The sequence below is a fragment of the Spirochaeta lutea genome, from assembly GCF_000758165.1.
GTDB classification, from domain to species: domain Bacteria; phylum Spirochaetota; class Spirochaetia; order DSM-27196; family Salinispiraceae; genus Spirochaeta_D; species Spirochaeta_D lutea.
This window is the reverse complement of sequence record NZ_JNUP01000049.1, coordinates 146,900-167,705: the sequence shown is the minus strand read 5'-3', so window position 1 is coordinate 167,705 and position 20,806 is coordinate 146,900. Positions and strand designations below refer to the sequence as shown.

The window sequence follows — 20,806 nt, the reverse complement described above, 5'->3', positions numbered from 1 at the left end:
TGGGCCTGAGCCGGGAGCGACTGACAGCGATCATCCGGGAGCTATGGGGCCGACGGCCGTTTCGGGGTAAGCTGTCTCTCTGGACGGAGGAATTGAGAACCTGGAATATGAAGTGGCGCAACCCTGGGGTGGACTTCGGGACCTACGTGCCGAAGTACATTTCGGCGTGATGAGGCGGGTGTGCTCTGGGGGTTTCTGAGGCACAAAAAAGTTACAGGCTTTTGCGCACTACATAACGATTTCCAGAACCCTAGGCCCCCGGTGGGGGGCACGCGGGAGGATCAGGAGTGTGTAGGAGAGGGGGTGAAATGGATAATCACCTAGGGGTAGGTCCCTAGGAAAGCAAGGTCTTTAGCACCGGCCTGGCATACATACGTAACAAAGTGGTTCGTACCGCCAGGGCCTGCTGAAATGAATGTCCCTCGGCAGCTATGCTCTGCTCCAATTCATCGGCGCGTTGCAGGATCCACATCCCTTGGTTGGCGTCAACTGATTCCGGTAAATCAAGATCCGGATTCAATTCTTGGGCAGCAACCCAGTTTGCAGGCCAGATGGTCTGGCCTGCTTGAATCCCTGCATCGGTTCCCCGAACCAATTGAGCGCGCTTTTCAGCCGTTACCGGTGAAGAAAAGTGGATATGGACCCGTTTTTTCTTCATACCGATTTCAGTAACAATGTTTTTCATATCGCGCTGGGGCCCGTGGTAGGTAGGAATATCACAGAGTTCCTTGGCCATAAGGATATCCAGGGGGATCAGTTCCCAGCTGATACTCACCGGAACCAACGCATTCGTTTCAGTATAGTCCTGCCAGGATGCATCCGGCCGATCCATCTTCAGCATGGTTAAGACCGCTGAATCGGTCTGATCCCAGCCATCTTTTGAGCGGCCGTTCCGGTGGGCAATCCATACCCATTGTTTGTCTTCTAGGAGGGTATTGATATAGCCGGAGAGTTTCTGGGCCTCCGCTCTCTTCTCGTCAATATCATCAACATCCCGGCGGACGATAAATCCGCGGTTCAATCGGATCAGATGACCAAGCCAGTTCGTCTTAAAAATATTGTCCCCCGCAGCATTGTATGCGGTACGGGTAAAATTTTTATATAAAACAGCGTTTACGAAGGCGGGATCCAGGGATGTACTTCGGTGGTTAGATAAAAAGCATACGCCCCTGTCTTGGGGAATGTTCTCAATACCGGAAAAGCTTAATCCCTCGGTGGTATGATCTACCACGGTCTCGACAAGCCGAACCATCATGCGGTGAAAGTCTACTGAAGACCGTATGCCGCTCATCATCTCCCGGCCGTTCTCCAGCCACTTCCTCCCTGTGGACGCACTGTGCTTCCCCAGGCTTTTAATGATTTCTAAAAAATGAGGATCTGCCAGCAGGCTTCTCCAGTACTTCGTAAAGGCATGCTCTGGATAGGCTTCAATATCTGAATACTTCATGGTTGTATAGTACCAAGTGTCCCGGTAAAGGACAAGAATCCTCCGCGCCCCGGGGAATCCGGTCTCCCGGATATACCCCAAGGAACCACGGAGACATCAGAATCTGTCTTAAATATCAGACAGTCTCATATGTACCCCCGGGCCGGTCGCCGGGAGCGGTGAATCGATCATACCGTCCCTCAGAAGCGGCCGCCGCCAATGGACACCGTCAGACTCGTACTCAGATCGCCAAAGGGATTTCGTACCTCTCCGGTGAATTCGTCACCCTCGTCTCCATAGGGAATGTAAATCCCCCCGGAGATGCTCAAGCCGTCAAAAATCCGCAGACTGATACTGGGCGACACCAAACCCGAGGTGTCCGTCCAGTTGGCCTGCCATTGAACCGAAGCCGAAAGCTCTTCAATGAAGATTTCATTGAGACTGAGCAAAAGTATGGTGTAGTGCTGACCGAAGCGGTTCAATACCGAACCGGGAAGGTTTCCGGCAAACACCTGCTGGATAGCCGCCTCATACAACCCTTCGGTATCTGGATAGCCTTCTCCCTGGTAGAGGTACTGGGCTGCAGCGGTAAGGTTCCAGTCAGCGTTGGTATAAAAGACCCCTCCCGTGGCGGAGACATATGCCTGATCATCATCCGTCAGAACCCCGTCGGAATCAACCTTCTGCTCCTGTCTTCCAAAACTCAGGCGCCCCTCGGCAAAGAGGTTCCAATCCCCGATTGGCATTCGGGCTGTTGATACAATCCGGAAGGGCCGGTCTTTTTGGTAGCCCAGCCCCACCCCGAGCTCCAGGGGAGCAAGGTAGAACACCCCTCGTGCAGCTACACCCAGATCCTCAATGGCTCGTACCTGGTCGTCCCCGATGATGTAGGCATCCAAGGTATTCAAACCGAAGGGGAAGCTTACCTTCAGGGAGAGCGGTCCCTCCCGTTCTGCTTCCGGATCATCCACATCAATGGGTGTCAGGCTAATAATGTCCGCCGGGGAGAAGAAATATCCGGTTCCCCATTTGACGGTCTGTTTTCCGAAGCGGAAAAACAGCAGATCCCGGAATGCAATGTCCGAATAAAACTCAAAAATCTGGAGATTCAGCTGGCTAAGATTCACCGGAGTATCCATCTCCACGGTTTGTATCGGGGCCGTACCCTGCACCCCCAGCACGGGAGTGCTAGAAATATATCCCGAGGAGGTGATGCTGAAGGGGTAACTTGTCTTCGCCTTCATAAAAATGCGCAGATCCGCATCCGGCCTTGCATCGAGGTATACCGAACCGCCTAAGGAAATACCCAGCCGGTTCTCCGCCCCCCCGGTCCAGTCGGCCCATTCCTGGGGTGCCTCCGACCAGGTCCAATAGGATTGCAGACTGGAGGAGAGGCTTCCACCGATCCGTACAACCTCATCATCGGTTAAAAACAGGTCCGCCGCAGCCTGGCCGGTTTCAGCATTCTCGCCGGTAATGTCCATAACCATGTCATCACCGCCGAAGAGGGAGTCCTCATCCGACGAATCCTGGCCGGTAGACTCGCCGCCACCGAACAGGGCGTCCTCATCCAAACCTCCCCCAGAATCGCCGGCCTCTCCCGAGCCATCACCGCCCCCGCCAAAGAGGGCGTCCTCGTCTATTCCGGAATCCTGCTGCTGCTCTTGGGCATAGACGCCCAGGGGCAGCAGCAGGACCATCAGGATCGCTATAATTCTTCCTCGTTTCATCCTGACCTCCTACCGGTTGACCCGTTCGAGATAGGTCCTGGTAAAGACCGAATCCGGAATGGTATTAAAACTGATATTCCGAACCGTTACCTCGGTTCGTTCGCCCTCATTCAAGTTGTCAAGAAACAGCATCTTGGTAGGTACGTAGTATCCTCCGGACCTGGCGTAGGATGGGAAGTAACTCGTCCGCATCAACCGGTCCGACAGGCTGTAGTCCTCCTGTTTGAGTACCAGGTAGTTATCCCGGCGCACCCAGAGCTTGGTGGTCGGATAGGCAACGGTATCGTTTTTGGCCTTCAAGGTAAGCTGCCATACATCAAAGGCTCCGAGACGCTCCTCCGACCAGTCGGTAACATCGTAGTTATCACTCACCTTGGTGCCGGCAAAGTCGCTGTTCCGGGCTTCAGAATCCTGAAAGTTTTCCTTCAGACTGAAGATAGCGAACTCCCGGCTCTCGGGATCATAGCTCCAACCGGTATCACCCACCTGGAGGTATCCCTCTCCCTTCCGTAGTGCCGGCTCCAGAATCAAGAGGAGAAATTTATCCTCTCCGTCCCGTCGGAAAATTCTTGTCTTAAAAATGCTCCGTTCCTCACCGGGTTTCTCGCTTATCACCGTGTACTCGGCGGTGAAATCCGTTTCTTGATAAGATCCAAACTCATCAATGCTCTGTAGAATTGCAACAAAATCCGGCTGGGTCTGAGCCCAGGTAGTGCCGACTCCTACACTGACCAAGAGGATCAGTAACAATATTATGTTTTTCTTTTTCATATAGTACTCCTAAAAAATTCGCCCGTACCGGGGATTTTCTCTTCCCCCGGCCGAGCCATCCACCTAAGCCCGTAATGCGTCGGCCGGCTGCAGCTTGGACGCCTTGTTTGCAGGGAAGGACGCCGCCAAAACCGTAAGTCCGACAATCAACAGGTAGTTAAAAATCATGCTCCCGATTTGCATGGGGAATGTCAGCTGGCCGTTCAGGGTGAACAACGAGAATGCATTATCACTGGGAATGGAAAACAAACCCAATACCAGGGAAACCAGCAATGCCAGGAGTACCCCGGCGAAATACCCGAAGGTACCCAGGGAAAAGGCCTCGTAGATAAAAATCTTCCGAACCCCGCCCCGCTGCATACCGATGGCCCGCATGGTCCCGATCTCCTTTACCCGCTCATACATGATCATCCGGAAGGTATTGGTTACCCCCACCATGGTAATCAGGATGAGCACCACCAGGATTCCCAGTCCTACCCCGTTCAGGGTAGCAGAAAGCTGGTCGATCTGGCTGGTAAAGTCGTTGATATTCTGAATCCGGTACCGGGTTCCGCTCCACTCAGGCTCGGGCTCGTCCTGATAGGTGAAGCTGATATTATCCAAGTTGAACCCTTCACGCTCGCCACGTTCGGCTACTTGCACGGCCTTGCCGAGTTCCGCATAAATCCGGTTTGTGACTCCGTCTACCAGCTCCAGACCATCCAGGGTAATGTTGAGGGATTGGAAGCTATCTTCCGGTATATTCAGAAGCCGGTTCACCGTTCTGATGTCGGCATAGGCCGAAATGGACCCCAAAATTCCCGGGTCGGCCATGATTCCCCGTACCACCAGGGTTCCCACATTCTGTTGGCCGGTAACGGTTTGCATCCGCACCGTTAGGTCGTCTCCCAGGGTCAGGTCAAGTCGCTGGGCAATCTGTTCACTTATGATAATACCCCGGACATCGTCCTTGGCCTGGGCAACAGACCCCTCCACCAGCTTCATCCGCTCCTGGAGGGTCGGCTCCGCCGCCCAATCAACCCCGATCACATTCTGCCCAGCCGAACGGCCGTTAAAGATAAAATCCCCGTAAAAATCGCTCCGCCGTTTCAACCGCTCCTCGGAAATGGCAAGCTGCTGCAACACCTGGGTGACCGGCTTCTGGTCTTCAAAGACCGTAAGCACCTCGCCGTCGTCCCGCTTCGTCTGCTCGGAGATGTAAATGTGCCCCGCCAAGAGGTAGGAAAAGTTCTCCTTCACATTGGAAACGGCACCGGCGGTGAATCCGTTCACCAGGGTAATGATCATAATACCGAAGCCGATAGCGCCTCCCAGGAGGATGGACCGTTTTTTCTGTCTATTCAGGTTTCTAAACGCAATTTGTAAGTACTTCATATGGTTCGCTCCTTAGGATACCGCAATGGCCTTGACGGGCTGTATCTTCAGTGCCACCGATACCGGGTACAGGCTGGATAGGTAGCCGATTCCCAGCATCATCAGCAGAGCCTGGAACACAGCCCCGAAGGTCAACACGGGCCGCAGGGTTTCGCCTCCAAAAATAATCTCGAAAAAGGCATTGGGCGCTGTAAGCCCTGTGGCGTTAAATATGCCCACAAGCAGGGCGCCGAGTCCCAGACCTATCATTCCAAACACCACAGATATACTCATGGTCTCGAGGATGAACATCCGGCGGATAAACTTCCGTTGTGCCCCCAGGGCCCGCATAGTCCCGATCTCGCTGGTACGCTCGATAACCGAGATGACCAGGGTATTCATAATGATGATGACGGAGACGATGGTGATTATCAGGACAACCACGTTAAAAAAGATGCCGAAGGCCTGATTGAAGGTCGCTACGCCCCCCGAGGCGGTTGCCCAATCCACCGCTTCAGCGGCAATCTCCGCCTCCTCGAAGGCTGCATTTAGCTGGCTGATAACCCCGGGAGCCTGCTCCAGGCTATCCAAGCGCAGCAACAGGTAGCTCCACGCCCCGGAATCCGGCTGGCTGAGGGATTCCCGCTGGGAGGTATCCCCGAGGATCCCCAAGAGGCCTTCCTCGCTGAAATCCGTCCCCAGGCTCTCCTGTTGACTCAGGTCCGAATCGGTCCCGCCAAAGAGACTATCCTCGCCGAAAAGGTCCTCTTCTCCGAAGATACCCGCCTCGTTCAGCAGGGTAGTGTCCGCCTCATCAATCTCAATGATCGCACTGGTCCCGACCACGAGACCGGCCATGGAACGAACACTCTGGGCATCCACAAAGGCGAAGCCCGACAGGGCGGCATTATCCACGGCAAACCGGTAGACACCAACCAGGGGAAGCCGGCGGATGTTCAGCCCGGAGCTCTCGCCGCCGCTTTGCAGCTTCAGCTCGTCCCCTACCTGCACATCAATTTCGAGGTTCTCCCGGATATCCGCTACGGTCTGCTCAGGCAGCACGATTCCCTGTTCCCCGGGCTCGAGAAAGCGTCCTTCCAGAACCTCGATGTTTTCAGTGAACATGGACTGGTAGGTATCCGGCTCGATCCCGAAGATCGGTGCAATAGCGCCCTGATTCTGATTTTCTGTGCTGTAATCAATCCGGGCGAAGTAGGTAATCTGGGGATTTGCCTGACCCACCTCCGGGATTGAGGTTGCAATGTCATACACCCGGGAGTAGTTGGGGATGGTCTTCCCCGTAATATCCCCAGTAAAACCGCCGGCGCCGGCAATGGAGACCGGCGTATCACTCTTGGCCCGCACCATCACATGGGCGGTATAGTTATCGATTATAGATTTCCTCGTTCCCTCAGCCGCGGTGGCCAATAGGGAATTGCCCAAAATCAGCATCAGCACACCCAGGGCTATGAGGGTACCCACAATCAGGGTTTTCCCCTTATGCTCCCGGAGATTCCGGAGGGCAATACGCAATAGAATAGGCATATTAACGCTCCCTTCGCTCTTCCTGGGCAATCTGACCGTCATGAAGGCGGATAATATGATCCGCGATATCCACAATGGTGGTATCGTGGGTGGAGAAAATAAAGGTAGTCTCCTGCTCGCGGTTTATCTTCTTCATCAGCTCGATAATAGCCTCCCCGGTCGCGCTGTCCAGGTTAGCCGTGGGCTCATCGGCCAGTACAACCTCCGGCTTGGTTACCAGAGCCCGGGCGATGGCCACCCGCTGGCGCTGTCCTCCCGATAGTTCATTGGGCCGGTGATTTCTCCACTGGGTTAGGCCCACCTGTTCAATGAGGAAATCAATCCACTGGGTCTTCTCTGCCTGAGACATCTTTTCCTTACCCAATAACAGGGGGAACTCAATATTCTCGTAGACGTTCAACACCGGAACCAGGTTAAAACTCTGGAAAATAAAACCGATGAACTGATGGCGGAGCCGTGTAATCTCCTTATCCGAGAGATCCTTGGTCTCCACACCGTTGAGAACCACCGACCCGTCGGTGGGAACATCAATGCATCCGAGCATATTCAGTATGGTCGATTTTCCCGATCCCGATGGTCCGGCGATGGAAATAAAATCACCCTTCATAATCTCGAAGCTGACCCCTCGAACCGCATGAACCTCGGTTTTCCCCAGGGGGTACTTCTTGTGTACGTCCTTCAACTGCACAATTGCCATGTGTTTCTCCTTAGTATTGCTGCAGTCCCGCTCCGCAAGTCCGCGGCAGCGGGGTTTTGGTAACGGTAACCGTTGGGTCAGAAAATATTCAATTTTCCGCCTACTATCCACCATAAAATAAAAAAACCGGACAATACCCCTCCTGGGCTCGTACTGTCCGGTCTGAATATTCGTTTTTTCTGTTCCGGGGTGATTCTATGGCTTCTCGCTGTCCGAATTTCCGTGGTCTATCCGCAGAACCTCCAGGGAGGCACCCTCCGATTCCCCGTTGTCCTTCTCCGCTTGTTGCCCCGATCCTTCCCGAGGAGCCTGGCCCCCCGTCATCCGGGATCCGCTCATGAAGGTCTCCAGGTCCTGAACCCGCTCCCGGGTGTTACCCGACTCCGACGGCCTGGAATTCCCGGAAGAGGCCGAGGTCTTCTCCTGTGTCCCGGCCTCTCGGGCGGGGGCGGGGGCGGGGGCGGGTTTTACGGACTTTATCTCATGGCGTACCGGCTCATCAGCCTTGTTGGGTTCAGCCGTGGTATTGGCTGGAATGGTTTCGCTGTCGGATTCTCCATCTTCGCCGTCCTGGTACCGGTAGGATCCGATAATACCCGCGAGGGTGGACACCTGGTCCTTGCTGCGCACCGCCATATCCTGCACCTCAACCATGGAGGCCAGCACATCCTTTGCTCCGGAGTCAATCTCCCTGACCCCCTGAAGAATGGAGCCCGAATAGGCTGAGGTATTTTCCATTACCTGCTCGATACTGCTTGCCCCGCTGCTCATGCTCATGGAACGCTCGGCAATGCTGTCGGTAAGAGACTTCAACTCGTCGTTAACCGTCTGGATGTCCCGGCTGGAATTCGACAGGCCGTCCATCCGGTCCCGGATACCCAGCATTTCCTTGGCGAACACCTGAACCGAGTCCTGAATCTGTCCGAAGGCGTCCATGCTCTTGGATGAAAGGCGTTTGGCATCCTGAATCTTCTCGGTAATGGAGCGGAGGCTGTCGGTAATCCGGGCGGAGTTCTCCCCGGTGGATTCAGCCAGCTTCTGGATCTCCTGGGCCACCACCGCGAACCCCTTCCCGGCCTCACCGGCATGGGCGCTTTCGATGGCGGCGTTCAGGGAGAGTAGATTTGTCTGGTCGGCGATGTGGTTTATAAGGTCAATGATTTCCAGAATGGATTCAATCTCTGCGTTCACCTCGTCGATGATCAGGGCGGTGGATTCAACCCGTTCACCCCCCTCCACGGTAACCAGCTTCAGTTCTTCGCTCTCCCGGGCCCGCTCCTGGCTGACCTGATGCACGGTCTTTATCTCACTGTTAATCTCGTGGGCATCCTTGGTGGACTGGGCCACGATGGCTGCCTGGTGGTTTACATCCTCGGTCAGACCCGCCAGGGATTGACGGAGTTCGCTGACCTCCTTGGCTCCCCGTTCAATCATAGAATTCAGTTTTGCGAACTGCTCGTTCATGGATTCAACATTCTTGGAGATCTCGTTCAGGGCGGCGGTTGATTCGGTGGAACTGGAGGCTAACACCTGGTTCATATCGTTTATCCCCTGGGACACCTTCTGAGCATGGTCCAAAAACTCCGTCATGGAGTTCAGAACACTGTTCAACCCGTTCCCGAGAGACTCAACCTCATCGTGGCCGCGAACCTGTACCCGGGACCGGATATCCCGCTCCTTGGCCCGGCCCATAACGGCCTCAATATGCCGGACCCGGGCCGCGAAGCGGCGGGTAAAGGGAATGGCAATGATGGTGCTGAGGATTATAATAACCGCCGTACCGATGAGGGTAATAAGACTCGAAATACGTTCGAACGTCTCATTCTGTTCGAAAAGCCCCTGACGGATGCGGTTGGACAGGGGCAGGGCTGCGTCCTCAAAATTGTACTGGCTCCGGGTGATGGTCCCGATAGCCTCATTCAGATAGTAATTCAGGGGACTGCCGCTGTCGATGGCTGCTAAATCCAGACGGATCCGAAACACACCGCGCTTCCGGATATTCCGGAGATCGGTCTGATTAGCCAATATCTGGCTCATGGTCTGATCTACCCGGGCAAACCGAACCTCCGTATCCTTCTGTACTGCCTGGAGCCGCTCAAAATCCTCTAAGAGGGTTCCGGAAATAAGCCCGAAGCTCCCGTGGTCCGGGAGTGCAGCCAGATGTTCCCTCACCACCTTACGCTGGGCAATGAACTGCTGGTAGGGATCAACAATGTCGTGTTCGGTGATCAGGAGATCCTTGGCCGTAGCCAGGAGCCGCAGCATCTGGTTTTCCAGCTCAACAAACTCCTGGCGAAGCGCCAGATACTGGGCGGAAACCCGTTTTAGTACCACCTCCCCGACCAACAACCCCGAGAAAAGCAGTATAACAATAGCGATCATAAGACCGATTTTTTGAGATATTTTCATTTGTCCCCCAACTACAGAGTACCCAGGGTCCGGTCATTATCCCAATTCCAGGATCGAACCGAACCCCACCCTCCCTAACAGTAGCATCGTCTTGCCGAGCTGTAAAGTTTAGGCGATAAAGATAGCCCCGGCTAGGACCCGGGACTATCCACATAGTAGTGATATTTGCTATTTAGGAATTTTCAGGCCCCTCTAGGACGCCGCCGATCCATCCCGCTTGATAACCACTAGGGTAATATCATCGGCAAAACTGCCTCCGTGGCGGGCCAGATCACCATCCTCGGCGAATCCCCGAACCGCCTCCCGGAGATGCCGGATGATGTCCCCGGGTTCCTCCTTGGCATGATCGGACAAGATCCGGCTAACCCCGGGAATTCCGAACTGCCCGTCGCTCCGGTCCTTGGCTTCGATAATTCCATCGGTGTACAACAGAAGCACATCCCCTTCTTCTAGGGAGAACGTCCCTGCAGAGGTATCTGCATTAATGAACTCGGAGATACCCAGAAAGCCCGTACGGCTGACGGTATCATGGATTTCCTGAACGCGGTCTTCCCGAGCCCGGTATATCAGGGCGATTTCATGGGCCCCGGCATGGCTGAAGCTTCCGTCCTTCTCTACAAAGTAGTTGGCGGTCATGAACTTGTCCGCTCCGATGCGGTCCCTGTTTATGGTGCAGAGAACCCGGTTCACCACATTGTAGAGCTCCGGAGCGGAGAGCTCCCGATCCATCCGGCTGGCGGTCTGAACAGCGCCGTGGAAGGCCGACATCTGGATCAAGGCCATGATACCTGCGGGCAACCCGTGACCGGATACATCCCCAATGGCCAGGTAATTACCCCCCGGCCCGGGAACCCAGTCGTACACGTCCCCGCCGACCTCGGTTGCGGTTTCCATGGAGGCCGCAATGCGGTAGCCTTGGAGGGCGAATTCTCTGGGAAGAATGGAGGTCTGAATATTGGTGGCAATATTCATCTCGCCCTGCAGCCGGTTGCGTTCCTCCTGAAGCTGCTTTCCGACCATGATGTTAAACACCGTGCTGAGGTTTCCCGCCAGGGTCCGGAGGATCTTATCCTCCTGGGGAAACATATCGTAGAAGCTGTCCTTGTACACCACAAGGCACCCCGTAACCTCGTCCTGATCCACCACGGGATACAGGGCAACAAAGGATATGAGCCCCTTGAAGCAGCTCGGGAGATCTCTGATCTTCACGACCTCACGGCTCTGGAGCATCTGCTGAAAGGCTGGTTTTCCGAAGTTTTTACCCTCCCCGAGGCCGGAAGAAACCGGGGCCCCCTGTGCCGGGTATGTCTCGGTTTGCAGCTTGGATACCAGCTGTTCCCGGGTTAGCTTGCGGATCAGTTCGTTCTCATAGAGGGGCACGGCGAAACCGTACACGTATTCGGGGAACTCAACCACGAACTCCTGGCCGACCCTCCGGTACAATACGGCACCCGTCACCCGGTACTGGGGCAGGGTAGCCTCCTTCTGGGAGGAGGCTATGGACTCCTCAAACATGCCCTGAACAACCAGATGATCCTCCTCCAAGGGGGAGTGGATGATCCGGTCTACCAACTCGTTCCGTACTCGAATCGAATCCTGCAGGCGGTTAAAGAGGTCGTTCAGGTGAATGAACCGGGCAAAGAAATACTCCTCAAAAATCCGGTATGCCAATAGAGCATGCAGCCCCAGGAGCAGCACGGCATAATCATCCTTGCCCTGGGCCACTCCCCGGACCACGGCAATCCCCATGATGATCCCGTACCAGATAAAGGGGTAGGCCTTTTTTCGTACGATTCCGGCCTGGAACCCGAAGAGAATACCCGCACCGATACCGGCGCTGATCCCAACCCCGGCCAACAGGCCGATGAACCCGACAATAAAGAACAGGTCGGCCAGGGTTTTCGACAACTCCACCCCGGCAAGCTTCAATACCATCACCACCCCGCCAAGCACAATCGCCGTGCCGAAGAGTATCCAGCTGGGAACCAGCTTGGCCATCTGGGAGCGGAAATCATCGGATAAAAAACTGTCCCGTATCCGCTGGCGATGTACCGAAAATTCCAGGAGCAGCAGGGCACCGAAGTACAGGAGGCTCAAGAGCCCGGTAGTAAGCACTCCGGCCATGGGCAGGGCCGGTATAACCCCCAAATACTGAACCACCGAGACCGCCCCGGCGCCGAGAAAACAGAGCAGAGAAAAAAGCAGGCTGCGGGAACGCTTCCCGTACTCGGCCCGCCGGTGGATCTCCCACCACATGGGCCCTACAAACACAATGATTATGGGAAAGCTCAGTAAGAAAAATTCCCTCATACACTACCCCCTTTAGGATTTGTTATGAATCGCCTCTCGTATCCGGGCTATCACCCCGGCAAGGACCCGGCCCTCCTGCCGGGTGGCCGAGAGGGCCGGCAACAGCTGATCCAAGGACCCGCGTAACCCCTGGTGCAGGGACTCAATCTGGGCGAGATCATCAATCTGTTGCTGAATTTTTTCCTTGGAACCGGTACTCACGGTATGCACGACCTCGATGGCAAGCTGCACCCCTTGGAGGGAACCGGCCACGGAGATCAAAGACTTGGTTTCCTCGGCGGCAGCCTGATCAGCCTGGTGGGTATCCTCCCCGACCTTGCGGATGGTCTGCTGAATCTCTTCGATCGAGTCGGCAATATCCTGGAGGGAACTCTCCGTCTGGTGGCTGAGTTCACGGATCTCCTTGGCCACTACCTCGAAACCCCGTCCATGGGTTCCTGCCCGGGCTGAGACGATGGAAGCATTGATGGAAAGTACATGAATCTGGGAAGAAACCTCCCCCATGAGATCCAGAATGCGGCTGATCTTCTTGGACTGTTCCTCCAGGAAATTGGTATTCTCCAGAGACTGACGGAGGATGTGGTTGATATTTTCAATTCCCTTCTGGACCTTCTCCGCCAGGGCAAAGGCATCCTTGGCGGTTTTGCTCAGATTATCCGAGATGCTGTAGGCCTGGGACACATTTCCCAACACCGCCTTAGTATCGGTCTGGAGACGCTTAATCCGGGGTTCCAGATCCTCCTCGGTCTGGACCAAAAACTCCTCGGGAGCCTGGGCAGACCGGGGGTCTTGGGATTCGGAAATCGCCAGGGACTCTAGATCCTTCAACACCTCCCCAAGCAGGACACGGTAGGCCTTCAGTTCCTCGGCGGCTGCTTCGTGTTCCGGGGTGATTCGACTGCCCGGAGAAACCGGCGCGGCCGGGGTCGACCCCGGAAGGAACCCGTCCTCCCGGAAGGCTTCCCGTTCCGCCGGGCTGGCACTCGAGCCCCGGGCATCGGAATCACCCTGACCAAAAAAACGGCTCTTTAGGATAAATCCCGCCACTACCAGGCCCAGAAGCACCGTGGCCGCGGCAAAACCGATCCCGGGCAAAACCATACCGAGGATGAACACCACCGTCCAAACCAGAAGCCAGATCCCTAAGATCTTCTTCCGCTGCATCATCACACCACTTCAACCGCTCCGGGCACCAAGTAAGTCAGGGTCGGAAGACTCGTTGCCTGCCAGGTGATTTCCGGATTATGCTTTATCTTGATCTGGTACTTCTGATCATCCCCCAGGGCGCCGAGCTGCATGATCCATTTGGAAATAGCCTTGATGCCGCTGGAGTTGAGAAAGTTCAGCCCCGTCATATCCACGGCTATTTCCTTGGTTCCCTGGCTGGTCAGCCCCTGGTGAACCTTGGCAAAGAAGGGATCCAGAATGGTGCTGGGATCTTCCATATCTATATCGCCGGTAAAAACCAGTCCCGCAGGGGAATCCTGAACCGTAATCTTCAGCCGTTCTACCTGTATTGAATCAACACCGAGTGTGCTCATGCCTCTCCCTCCATTTCTACGTCCACTTCCAGGGTAATGGTAACCAGATGATCGGAACTAATGTTCAACTGAATATCCGCCCCCAATTCATGGCGGATCCGGGCCAGGCCGAGTTGGCTCTTTCCGTCGGTCCGGGTTGTGGCTTCCCGCATCATCTCAATGAAGGTCTGCAGGGGATCCCCGGAGTTCACCCGCTTATAAATTGCCCGCAGCTCTTCTTCCCGCCCCGGATCGGTGGTGTTTGATACCGATACCACTATCTTTCCCTGCTCGGGTTTTACCTCCAGACGTATCCGGGTTTCCTCCCCGGCGGAGTATTTAACCGCGTTTTCCAAAAGCTCGCTCACCGCCATGGCTATCCTGTCGGCCTTGCTCTGGCCGGCCAACCCTACGGCAATAAAGTTTTGTACATAGTTCCGGGTCACGGAGATATACTTCCACCGCGGCCCGAAGGTAATGTCTACGTATGCGTGTGTTGCCTCACTCATACACCCTCCTATAAATTTTTTACTCTTCCCCCATATCAATTGAAGGCTCAGATTCTGCCCAGGTCAAGACAAAACTGCAAGAACTTGGCCAAAAATCTCCGTTTTTAGGTTGAACATCGGTATTCTGACCATACAATCACCCTACTAGGCCAGGAAGCACGGTATTTAGTTTAATTCTAAACTTTTTTCTTGATTCTTTTCATAAGCATTCGTACCTTAAGCCTATGAGCAAGGATCCTTCTCTTGACGCGTTTATCAAACTAACCCGGGCCACTGACAGCGTGCACCAGTCATTGGCCGGGACCTTCGCGGGGCTGGCAGATCTGTCCCAGCCCGAATTCGAGGTTCTCGAGGCCCTCTACCACAAGGGCCCGCTGTGCCAGAAGCAGATTTCCCAAAAGGTTCTGAAGTCCAAGGGAAGAATCAGCCAGCAGATCGAGGTCCTGGAAAAACGGGGACTGTTGACCCGGATTCAGGAGGATTTTGATAAGCGCCAGTTCAGGTGCGAACTGACCGAGGCGGGGCGGAACACCATCGCGCCGGCCTTCGAGACAGTGCGCCAAACGATTCAGGAGATATTCTCGGTGCTGAGCACCGAGGAACAGCAAGGGCTCTCGGCGCTGTGCCGGATCCTCGGAACAGGCCGCCGGGAGCAAGATCATACAACCGATACGGAGGAGTAAGGTATGAAACCAGTAATTAAGGTATTTTTCTATTCGACCTACGGACACATGTACGCCATGGCAAAGTCCGCAGCGGAGGGGGCCGAAAAAGCAGGGGCAGAGGTGGTAGTGAAGCGATTTCCCGAAACCATACCCCAGGATGTCCTCACTCAAATGGGGGCGGTGGAGGCTCAAAAGCAGTTTGCCCATGTTCCCGAGCTGGGTCCTCAGGATTTTGAAGGGGCAGACGGTATCATTCTCGTAACCGCCAGCCGGTACAGCAATATTCCTGGGCAGGTTGCGAATATTCTCGACCAGACCGGGGGCATCTGGGCCAACCAGAAGCTGAAGGGCAAGGTTGGCGGCGCCATTGTCGGCACGGCAACCCAGCACGGCGGTCAGGAAGGTACAGCCCTAACCATTCACCGCTACTTCCTGCACCAGGGAATGGTTGTGGCCGGTCTACCCTACACCTACCAGGGACAATCCGGGGTTGATGAGATCCGCGGGGGCTCACCCTACGGAGCAACAACCATTGCCGGAGGCGACGGCGGCCGCATGCCCAGTGAGGATGAACTCGCCGGGGCCGCCTACCACGGAGCCTACATTGCAGAAATCGCCGCAAAGCTGACTCGTTAGTACGAGGATGCGATTTGCAAACCCGGGGAGTGATCCCTGCCCCGGGGCGGCATACCCTCAAGGGTCACCCTAGGCCGTCCTTCCTTGCGGAGGACGGTTTTTTTTATTGGTACCCGACTGTTTTCTTGCCATACCGGTATTAGGCATTATACTGATGCCATGAAGCCAGAAACTATTGTCTCTTCTATAAGCAGGGAGGTTCACAAAGCCTTCCGGGGAAGTTCCGAGCCGGTACGCCTCTTGACCTTAGCCCTTCTCAGCGAGGCCCACGTCCTGGTGGAGGACATCCCCGGAGTGGGAAAAACCACCCTGGCCAGGGCCTTTGCCTCTGCAGCAGGATTGGGTTTCGCCCGAATTCAGTTTACCCCGGATATTCTCCCCGGGGATGTGCTGGGCACCTCCATATGGTCCCCCACCGAACAGAAATTCATCCTCCGCCAGGGTCCTATTCACAGCCAATGCATCCTAGCAGACGAGCTGAACCGGGGAGCCACCCGTACCCAAGCCGCCTTCTTGGAGGCCATGCAGGAGTACCAAGTAACCCTGGACGGGAAGACCACCCCCCTGCCCCAGCCCTTCATGGTTCTCGCCACCCAAAATCCCCTGGAATACGCAGGAACCTTTCAGCTGCCCGAAGCGGAACTGGACCGCTTCGCCATTTCCTTCTCCCTGGGGTATCCCGAAACCGACCAAGAACTGGAGATGCTCCGGGTCTATCGCAGGGCCCTCAGAAACGAGCAACCCATGGATACCCTCGAGCAGGTTCTCACCCCTACCCAGGTGTTAGAACTCCAGGCCCAGGCAAGCCGGGTGGAGGTAAGCCAGGCAATGGAGCGGTATATTCTAGCCCTAGGAAAGGCAACCCGGGAGGACAAGGCGCTCCGGTACGGTCTTTCACCCCGGGGACTCCTGCAGTTAACCCGCCTCAGCCAGACCCGAGCCCTCCTAGACGGCCGTCAGGCGGTTCTGCCCGAGGATATCCGGGATCTATGGATACCCTGCCTGGCCCACCGTTTGGGATTGACCGGAGACGCCCGGATCAGCGGCATAACCCTGGAAAAACGGCTTACAGAAATCTATGAATCGGTCAAATTTCTTCGGTAACAGGATGCCAACCCAAGCCCCCCCTCGGAAAACCCCGAATAAACAAGCCTACCTGTTTCTGGTAGTGCTGGCACTATTAACAGCCAGGCACCTGGGCACCTGGGCCGCCCTTTCCGCGGCGATAATCCTATCCCTGCCCCTGATGGACGGGCTTTTGCTCATCCTGTCCTGGTTTACCCTGCAATACCACCAGACCTTGAGTACCGAGCACCCGCATAAGGGCGATGTGGTGCAGTGGACCATGGTGATTTCAAATCCCCTGCCTCTAACCACCTGTCCCCTGAGTATCGTCCTGTATCCGGAACCCGGAGGGCGGGGTAATCCCGGCCCGGGTGCCATGGGCGGACTCCGCCCCCGGGAATCCGGCTCCTTCCAGGCTGTCCTGCCCTGCCGGTACCGGGGGGTCTACGATATGGGGCTCAAATCCATCCGATTTACCAGCAATCTGGGATTCTGGTCCCTCCATCGCCAGGTTAAACCCCGGGTGATGTACGTTGAACCGAAAATCTATCCGATCCGGCATACCCTCACAGACCCCGGGGCGTCAACGGATCTACCCGACCGGGCTGCACCGGGACAATCCTCCCTTCCCGACCAGGTTATCGGCCTGGGGCCCTACATCCCGGGCATTTCCCCCGCCCGGGTGGATTGGAAAAGCTCGGCCAGAATCGGTAGTCCCGTGATCCGTGAGTACGACAGCGCAACCCGCACCACCTCCCTGGTATTCTTAGATACCCGGGCCTCCCTCGGCACCCCCCGCCTCCAGGCCGACACCCCTGCAACCGCCGGACCCAGCCGGTCTCCCCAGGCAACCGGTGTTCCCCCCGAGGCCCAACGCCAGATCCAGGAAGAAACCCCGCCCGGGGGCAGCACCGTCCCCGATGAAGACTGCGCAGTGGAGGTGTTCTTCTCGATTATCAGCGCCATCCGGGGCAGCTGGATCTGCCAGGTTCCCGGGTGGGAATCCGGATCGGGTACAAAACACAGCGCATCGCTCCCCGGCCGCCGGTTGGCCAGCTCACCCTCCCCGGGGGATGACGGTTCGATTGCCGGACTGTCCCGGCGCAGTGTGGGAATATTCTTTTCCCAACACTATTCCCTGGTCACCGCCGTCCAGGAACACCTAGCCCGGAACCGGATAACCAGGGTACTCCTGATCACAAAAAACACCGACGGAGCCATTATTGAAACCAGCCGCACCCTGGGGGCATCGGGGGTAACCCACCGAATTTACTGCTGCGGCCGGGAACAAAATCCTGATTACCGGTCATTGCAGCACCTGGTCTCCGGGGATCCCACCTTGGAAGGTCTCATCGGCTTCATCCAGGACCCCCGGGAGATACCCGAGAAGGTGCTGCTATGAGTCTTTCCCACGCCTGGTCCATCCTGAACAGGCCAGAAGTTTGGCTGGCTGTCCCCCTGCTTCTTGGGCTGCTCAACCGCCGCCACAGGGGATGGCACCTGGTATGGCTGTGGACGGGCATCCTGCTGCTGTGCCTGCATCTCTTGACCATTCCCGGGGATCTCATCGCCCAGTGGTTCCAAGCCGGGCAATGGAGGGTTCTCGGTCATCCGGTTACCCGGGCCCTGGTTTGGTGTATTGCCTACGCCGGAGGACTCTTGGTCGTCCCGGGGGCCTCCGGGGGCAGGCGGGGCCGGGATTGGGTGGCCATGCTGGGGTTAAGTCTGGGGGTGATGGTGGTGCTGACCTTGGAATCACCCTGGGCAAGTCTGGCCATGCTCGGAATCCTCATGGTCTTCAGCCTGATGTACTGGCAGGACCGCTACAGCATGAGACTCGTCCAACACCTGGGATTGCTGGCGGCGGGTACTCTGGTGATCTTCGGGGTGGGTATTCTTCTCCCCCGGAGCGGTCGGGGACTGGGGGTTGAGCAGAGGTTTGTGGAGATTCTGCGGCGCCAGGTTCCCGATCTGGGGCTGCTTCTGGCGCTGCCCGGGGAGGGGCACGCCATCACCCCCGGAGACTTCGGCCGTCCGCCCAGTCTGACCTCCCGGCAGATTTACAGCCTGGAGGTCAGCCGCCCCGGCACCTACTATCTAGCCGAACAGTACGCCCAGAGTATTACCGATGCAGGGTGGTACTTCGCGCCCCCACCGCTCCGGGAAGCCCAGTCCGCAGCCCAGGCTCAGACACCCGAATCCCCCGCGCCCGGATCCCCACCCGTTCCGGAAATCCACCAATCCCCCGGGGATCCCCGGAGACAAACCCGGGTGACCCTGAGAACCGTCATGGGCTACCAAAACCGGATTCCCCGGCCGCGCACCCGGGACTTTTTGGAAAGCACCCTCCTGACCGCAGATCCCCGGGCAGAAACGCCGCACCCAGGGTCTGACACCTCCGGGGAGCAGCCCTCGGGGAACCCGGGTGATTCCCCCTACGAGCTCATCCCCCGGGCCTTGGAGCTGTCCGAACTGGTTCCTCCCGGCCAGGAATTCCAATTCGGTCTGCGGGCCGCCCAGGCCCCGGACCCGGCGGCGGATCAGGCCTCCACCCCCCGGGATTCCGAGCCCGGCCCCGGTATTAACCATATTCAGTCCGAGGCTCCCCCGGAGCTGATGGCTCTAGTACATCTGCCGGATCAGGGTGATTTTAATGCCAATACGGCTCAATTACGCCGGATCATCCAGGACCGGTTCACATACAGCCTGGAAGTAGAGGGCATCTCCCGGGGAAGCCATCCCCTTTCGGGATTCTTCTCCCAGCAGCAGGGGTACTGCCTGCATTTTGCCACCCTTGCGGCCCTGTACTACAACCAGCTGGGGTATACCCTCAGATTCGTGGAGGGGTTTGTTCTGCCGGTGAGTTATCAGGATCTGGGTAAACCCCTGGGGATTACGGGCAAACACAGCCATACCTGGGTCGAGGTGCTGGACGAAGAGGGCTTCTGGCGAATTGCCGAGTTAACCCCCCGGGAGGGCCTGCTCGGTCCCGATACCGGCCTCTCATGGCGTTCGGATCCGGGTAATCAGTCTGAGGTACAAGACGATGCGGAAGGGGAAGCCCGCCGGAGTCTGACAAGCGAAATGCTGCTCCCCGGGGGTGTGGTTGTGGTAGTGCTTCTAACCGCCGGGTTCGTGCTTTGGTGGCAACAGCCCCTGCGCCGGTGGAACCGGGAGATGGTAAGGCTCTCAAAGTCCAGCAGTCCGGACAGCCCTCTTCGCCAGGATAGTCTTTCACCCTTGGCTGATTTGGGCCCGAAGGACCGGACCATGTGGCTGGCCCAGTTATACCGGTGGTACGGCTACGGCCCCCCTGGGGTCAGCCGGGAGGAGATCCGGTGGCTGGGGAGAATCCGTAAACTCAGTCGTTCAAATCAACGTGGTGACCGGTCTTAGCAAAATAGACCCATTCGCAAATATTGGTCACATGATCACCGAGACGCTCCATGAAGCGGTTGAGGAACATCAGGGTAGCCGAGTCCGGGATGGAGCCGGGGTTGGATTTCATGGTATTCAGTAAATAGTCATGGTACTCATGGCGCATCCGGTCAATTTCCTCGTCCCGCTGGGCAATAGCAATAACCTGTTGAAAATCCCGGGACTCAAAGGCACGGAGGGTTTCTTCCAACATTTCCAAACCGCGGTCTGCCATGCGGCGAAGCCGGGGAATGGCATCCTCCAGGGCCGGCTTGGACACCCGGTCCAGGGCTTTGATGAGGTGTTTCGCGTGGTCACCGATCCGTTCCATGTTCGATACAATTTTGATGGTGGTAACCAGCTCCCGTAGATCACCGGCTACAGGCTGCTCGGTCGCCATGATCCGGGCACAACGGTCCTCAATACGGTACTGCAGAGCATCTACCTCCTTGTCAGCCTCCAGGATCTCCCCGGCGAGCTGGGTATTCTGGGTATCCAGGGCGATGAAGGCCTGGCGGACCTGGTGCATGACCAGGGTACCGATTTCCAGCACCGCATCACGCACGGCCTGGAGCTCGCGGTGGTAGTCTTCTCTGTATTCCATGGTATAGTCCTTCCTTTCATTTGGTACAAAACCGGTCCACTCTGAATCGGAGACCGGGGTAACCGTCCCCCTCCAGGTCCGGGTTGCGGGTCCGGGTCGCGGGAGCTCTGGCGGGGCATCATCTGCGACAACTGACCGCCCCCCTCCGA

Annotated in this window: 17 protein-coding genes; 5 read left to right on the top strand and 12 right to left on the bottom strand. The window is 56.6% G+C overall.

What is annotated here, in order from left to right; translation table 11 throughout:
• Positions 1–334: 334 nt before the first annotated feature.
• The 11 genes from DC28_RS15400 to DC28_RS06545 all read right to left on the bottom strand — a co-directional run bounded on the left by DC28_RS15400 (position 335) and on the right by DC28_RS06545 (position 14,270).
• Positions 335–1,447 (bottom strand): 1-acyl-sn-glycerol-3-phosphate acyltransferase, encoded by a 1,113-nt coding sequence (locus tag DC28_RS15400; RefSeq protein WP_156104605.1) that lies wholly within the window; start codon positions 1,445–1,447, stop codon positions 335–337.
• Between the two features lie 179 nt (positions 1,448–1,626).
• Positions 1,627–3,156, bottom strand: coding sequence for a hypothetical protein (locus DC28_RS06590; RefSeq protein WP_037547034.1), 1,530 nt, complete (start codon positions 3,154–3,156; stop codon positions 1,627–1,629).
• A gap of 9 nt (positions 3,157–3,165) precedes the next feature.
• Positions 3,166–3,927, bottom strand: coding sequence for an outer membrane lipoprotein-sorting protein (locus DC28_RS06585; RefSeq protein WP_037547032.1), 762 nt, complete (start codon positions 3,925–3,927; stop codon positions 3,166–3,168).
• A 63-nt stretch (positions 3,928–3,990) separates the two neighbouring features.
• Positions 3,991–5,301 (bottom strand): ABC transporter permease, encoded by a 1,311-nt coding sequence (locus DC28_RS06580; protein ID WP_037547031.1) that lies wholly within the window; start codon positions 5,299–5,301, stop codon positions 3,991–3,993.
• A 12-nt stretch (positions 5,302–5,313) separates the two neighbouring features.
• Positions 5,314–6,825 carry an ABC transporter permease gene (locus DC28_RS06575; protein ID WP_037547029.1) on the bottom strand — a complete coding sequence of 504 codons (1,512 nt, stop codon included), beginning with the start codon at positions 6,823–6,825 and terminating at the stop codon, positions 5,314–5,316.
• A gap of 1 nt (position 6,826) precedes the next feature.
• Complete coding sequence (locus DC28_RS06570; RefSeq protein ID WP_037547118.1) at positions 6,827–7,522, bottom strand: ABC transporter ATP-binding protein; 696 nt, start codon at positions 7,520–7,522, stop codon at positions 6,827–6,829.
• Between the two features lie 195 nt (positions 7,523–7,717).
• Complete coding sequence (locus DC28_RS06565) at positions 7,718–9,931, bottom strand: methyl-accepting chemotaxis protein (RefSeq protein ID WP_037547026.1); 2,214 nt, start codon at positions 9,929–9,931, stop codon at positions 7,718–7,720.
• 192 nt (positions 9,932–10,123) lie between these two features.
• Complete coding sequence (locus DC28_RS06560; protein WP_037547024.1) at positions 10,124–12,241, bottom strand: PP2C family protein-serine/threonine phosphatase; 2,118 nt, start codon at positions 12,239–12,241, stop codon at positions 10,124–10,126.
• 12 nt (positions 12,242–12,253) lie between these two features.
• Positions 12,254–13,408, bottom strand: coding sequence for a methyl-accepting chemotaxis protein (locus tag DC28_RS06555; protein ID WP_081942019.1), 1,155 nt, complete (start codon positions 13,406–13,408; stop codon positions 12,254–12,256).
• Positions 13,408–13,782, bottom strand: coding sequence for a hypothetical protein (locus tag DC28_RS15395; protein WP_052078558.1), 375 nt, complete (start codon positions 13,780–13,782; stop codon positions 13,408–13,410). Before DC28_RS15395 ends, DC28_RS06555 begins: the two co-directional genes overlap by 1 nt.
• On the bottom strand, positions 13,779–14,270 hold the full coding sequence (locus DC28_RS06545) for an ATP-binding protein (RefSeq protein ID WP_037547021.1): 492 nt from the start codon (positions 14,268–14,270) through the stop codon (positions 13,779–13,781). Before DC28_RS06545 ends, DC28_RS15395 begins: the two co-directional genes overlap by 4 nt.
• 224 nt (positions 14,271–14,494) lie before the next feature.
• Here DC28_RS06545 and DC28_RS06540 point away from each other — a divergent pair, with 224 nt between their 5' ends.
• From DC28_RS06540 to DC28_RS06520, 5 genes are all read left to right on the top strand, one after another.
• Positions 14,495–14,953: a MarR family winged helix-turn-helix transcriptional regulator gene (locus DC28_RS06540; RefSeq protein ID WP_037547019.1), complete on the top strand. Its 459-nt coding sequence runs from the start codon at positions 14,495–14,497 to the stop codon at positions 14,951–14,953.
• A 3-nt stretch (positions 14,954–14,956) separates the two neighbouring features.
• The gene (gene wrbA / locus DC28_RS06535) at positions 14,957–15,571 is read left to right on the top strand and encodes an NAD(P)H:quinone oxidoreductase (protein ID WP_037547018.1); all 615 of its coding nucleotides are present in this window, start codon (positions 14,957–14,959) and stop codon (positions 15,569–15,571) included.
• 159 nt (positions 15,572–15,730) lie between these two features.
• Positions 15,731–16,675, top strand: a complete 945-nt coding sequence (locus DC28_RS06530) for an AAA family ATPase (RefSeq protein WP_037547016.1) — start codon at positions 15,731–15,733, stop codon at positions 16,673–16,675.
• A complete protein-coding gene (locus DC28_RS06525) occupies positions 16,650–18,038 on the top strand; it encodes a DUF58 domain-containing protein (protein ID WP_081942018.1) in 1,389 nt (462 codons plus the stop codon). Before DC28_RS06530 ends, DC28_RS06525 begins: the two co-directional genes overlap by 26 nt.
• Positions 18,035–20,032: a transglutaminase-like domain-containing protein gene (locus tag DC28_RS06520; protein WP_037547013.1), complete on the top strand. Its 1,998-nt coding sequence runs from the start codon at positions 18,035–18,037 to the stop codon at positions 20,030–20,032. The genes DC28_RS06525 and DC28_RS06520 overlap by 4 nt, the downstream gene beginning before the upstream one ends.
• On the opposite strand, the gene phoU is transcribed toward DC28_RS06520, so the two are convergent.
• Positions 19,998–20,657: a phosphate signaling complex protein PhoU gene (phoU, locus tag DC28_RS06515; protein ID WP_037547012.1), complete on the bottom strand. Its 660-nt coding sequence runs from the start codon at positions 20,655–20,657 to the stop codon at positions 19,998–20,000. The two genes, DC28_RS06520 and phoU, sit on opposite strands and share 35 nt — an antisense overlap.
• Positions 20,658–20,806: the final 149 nt, after the last annotated feature.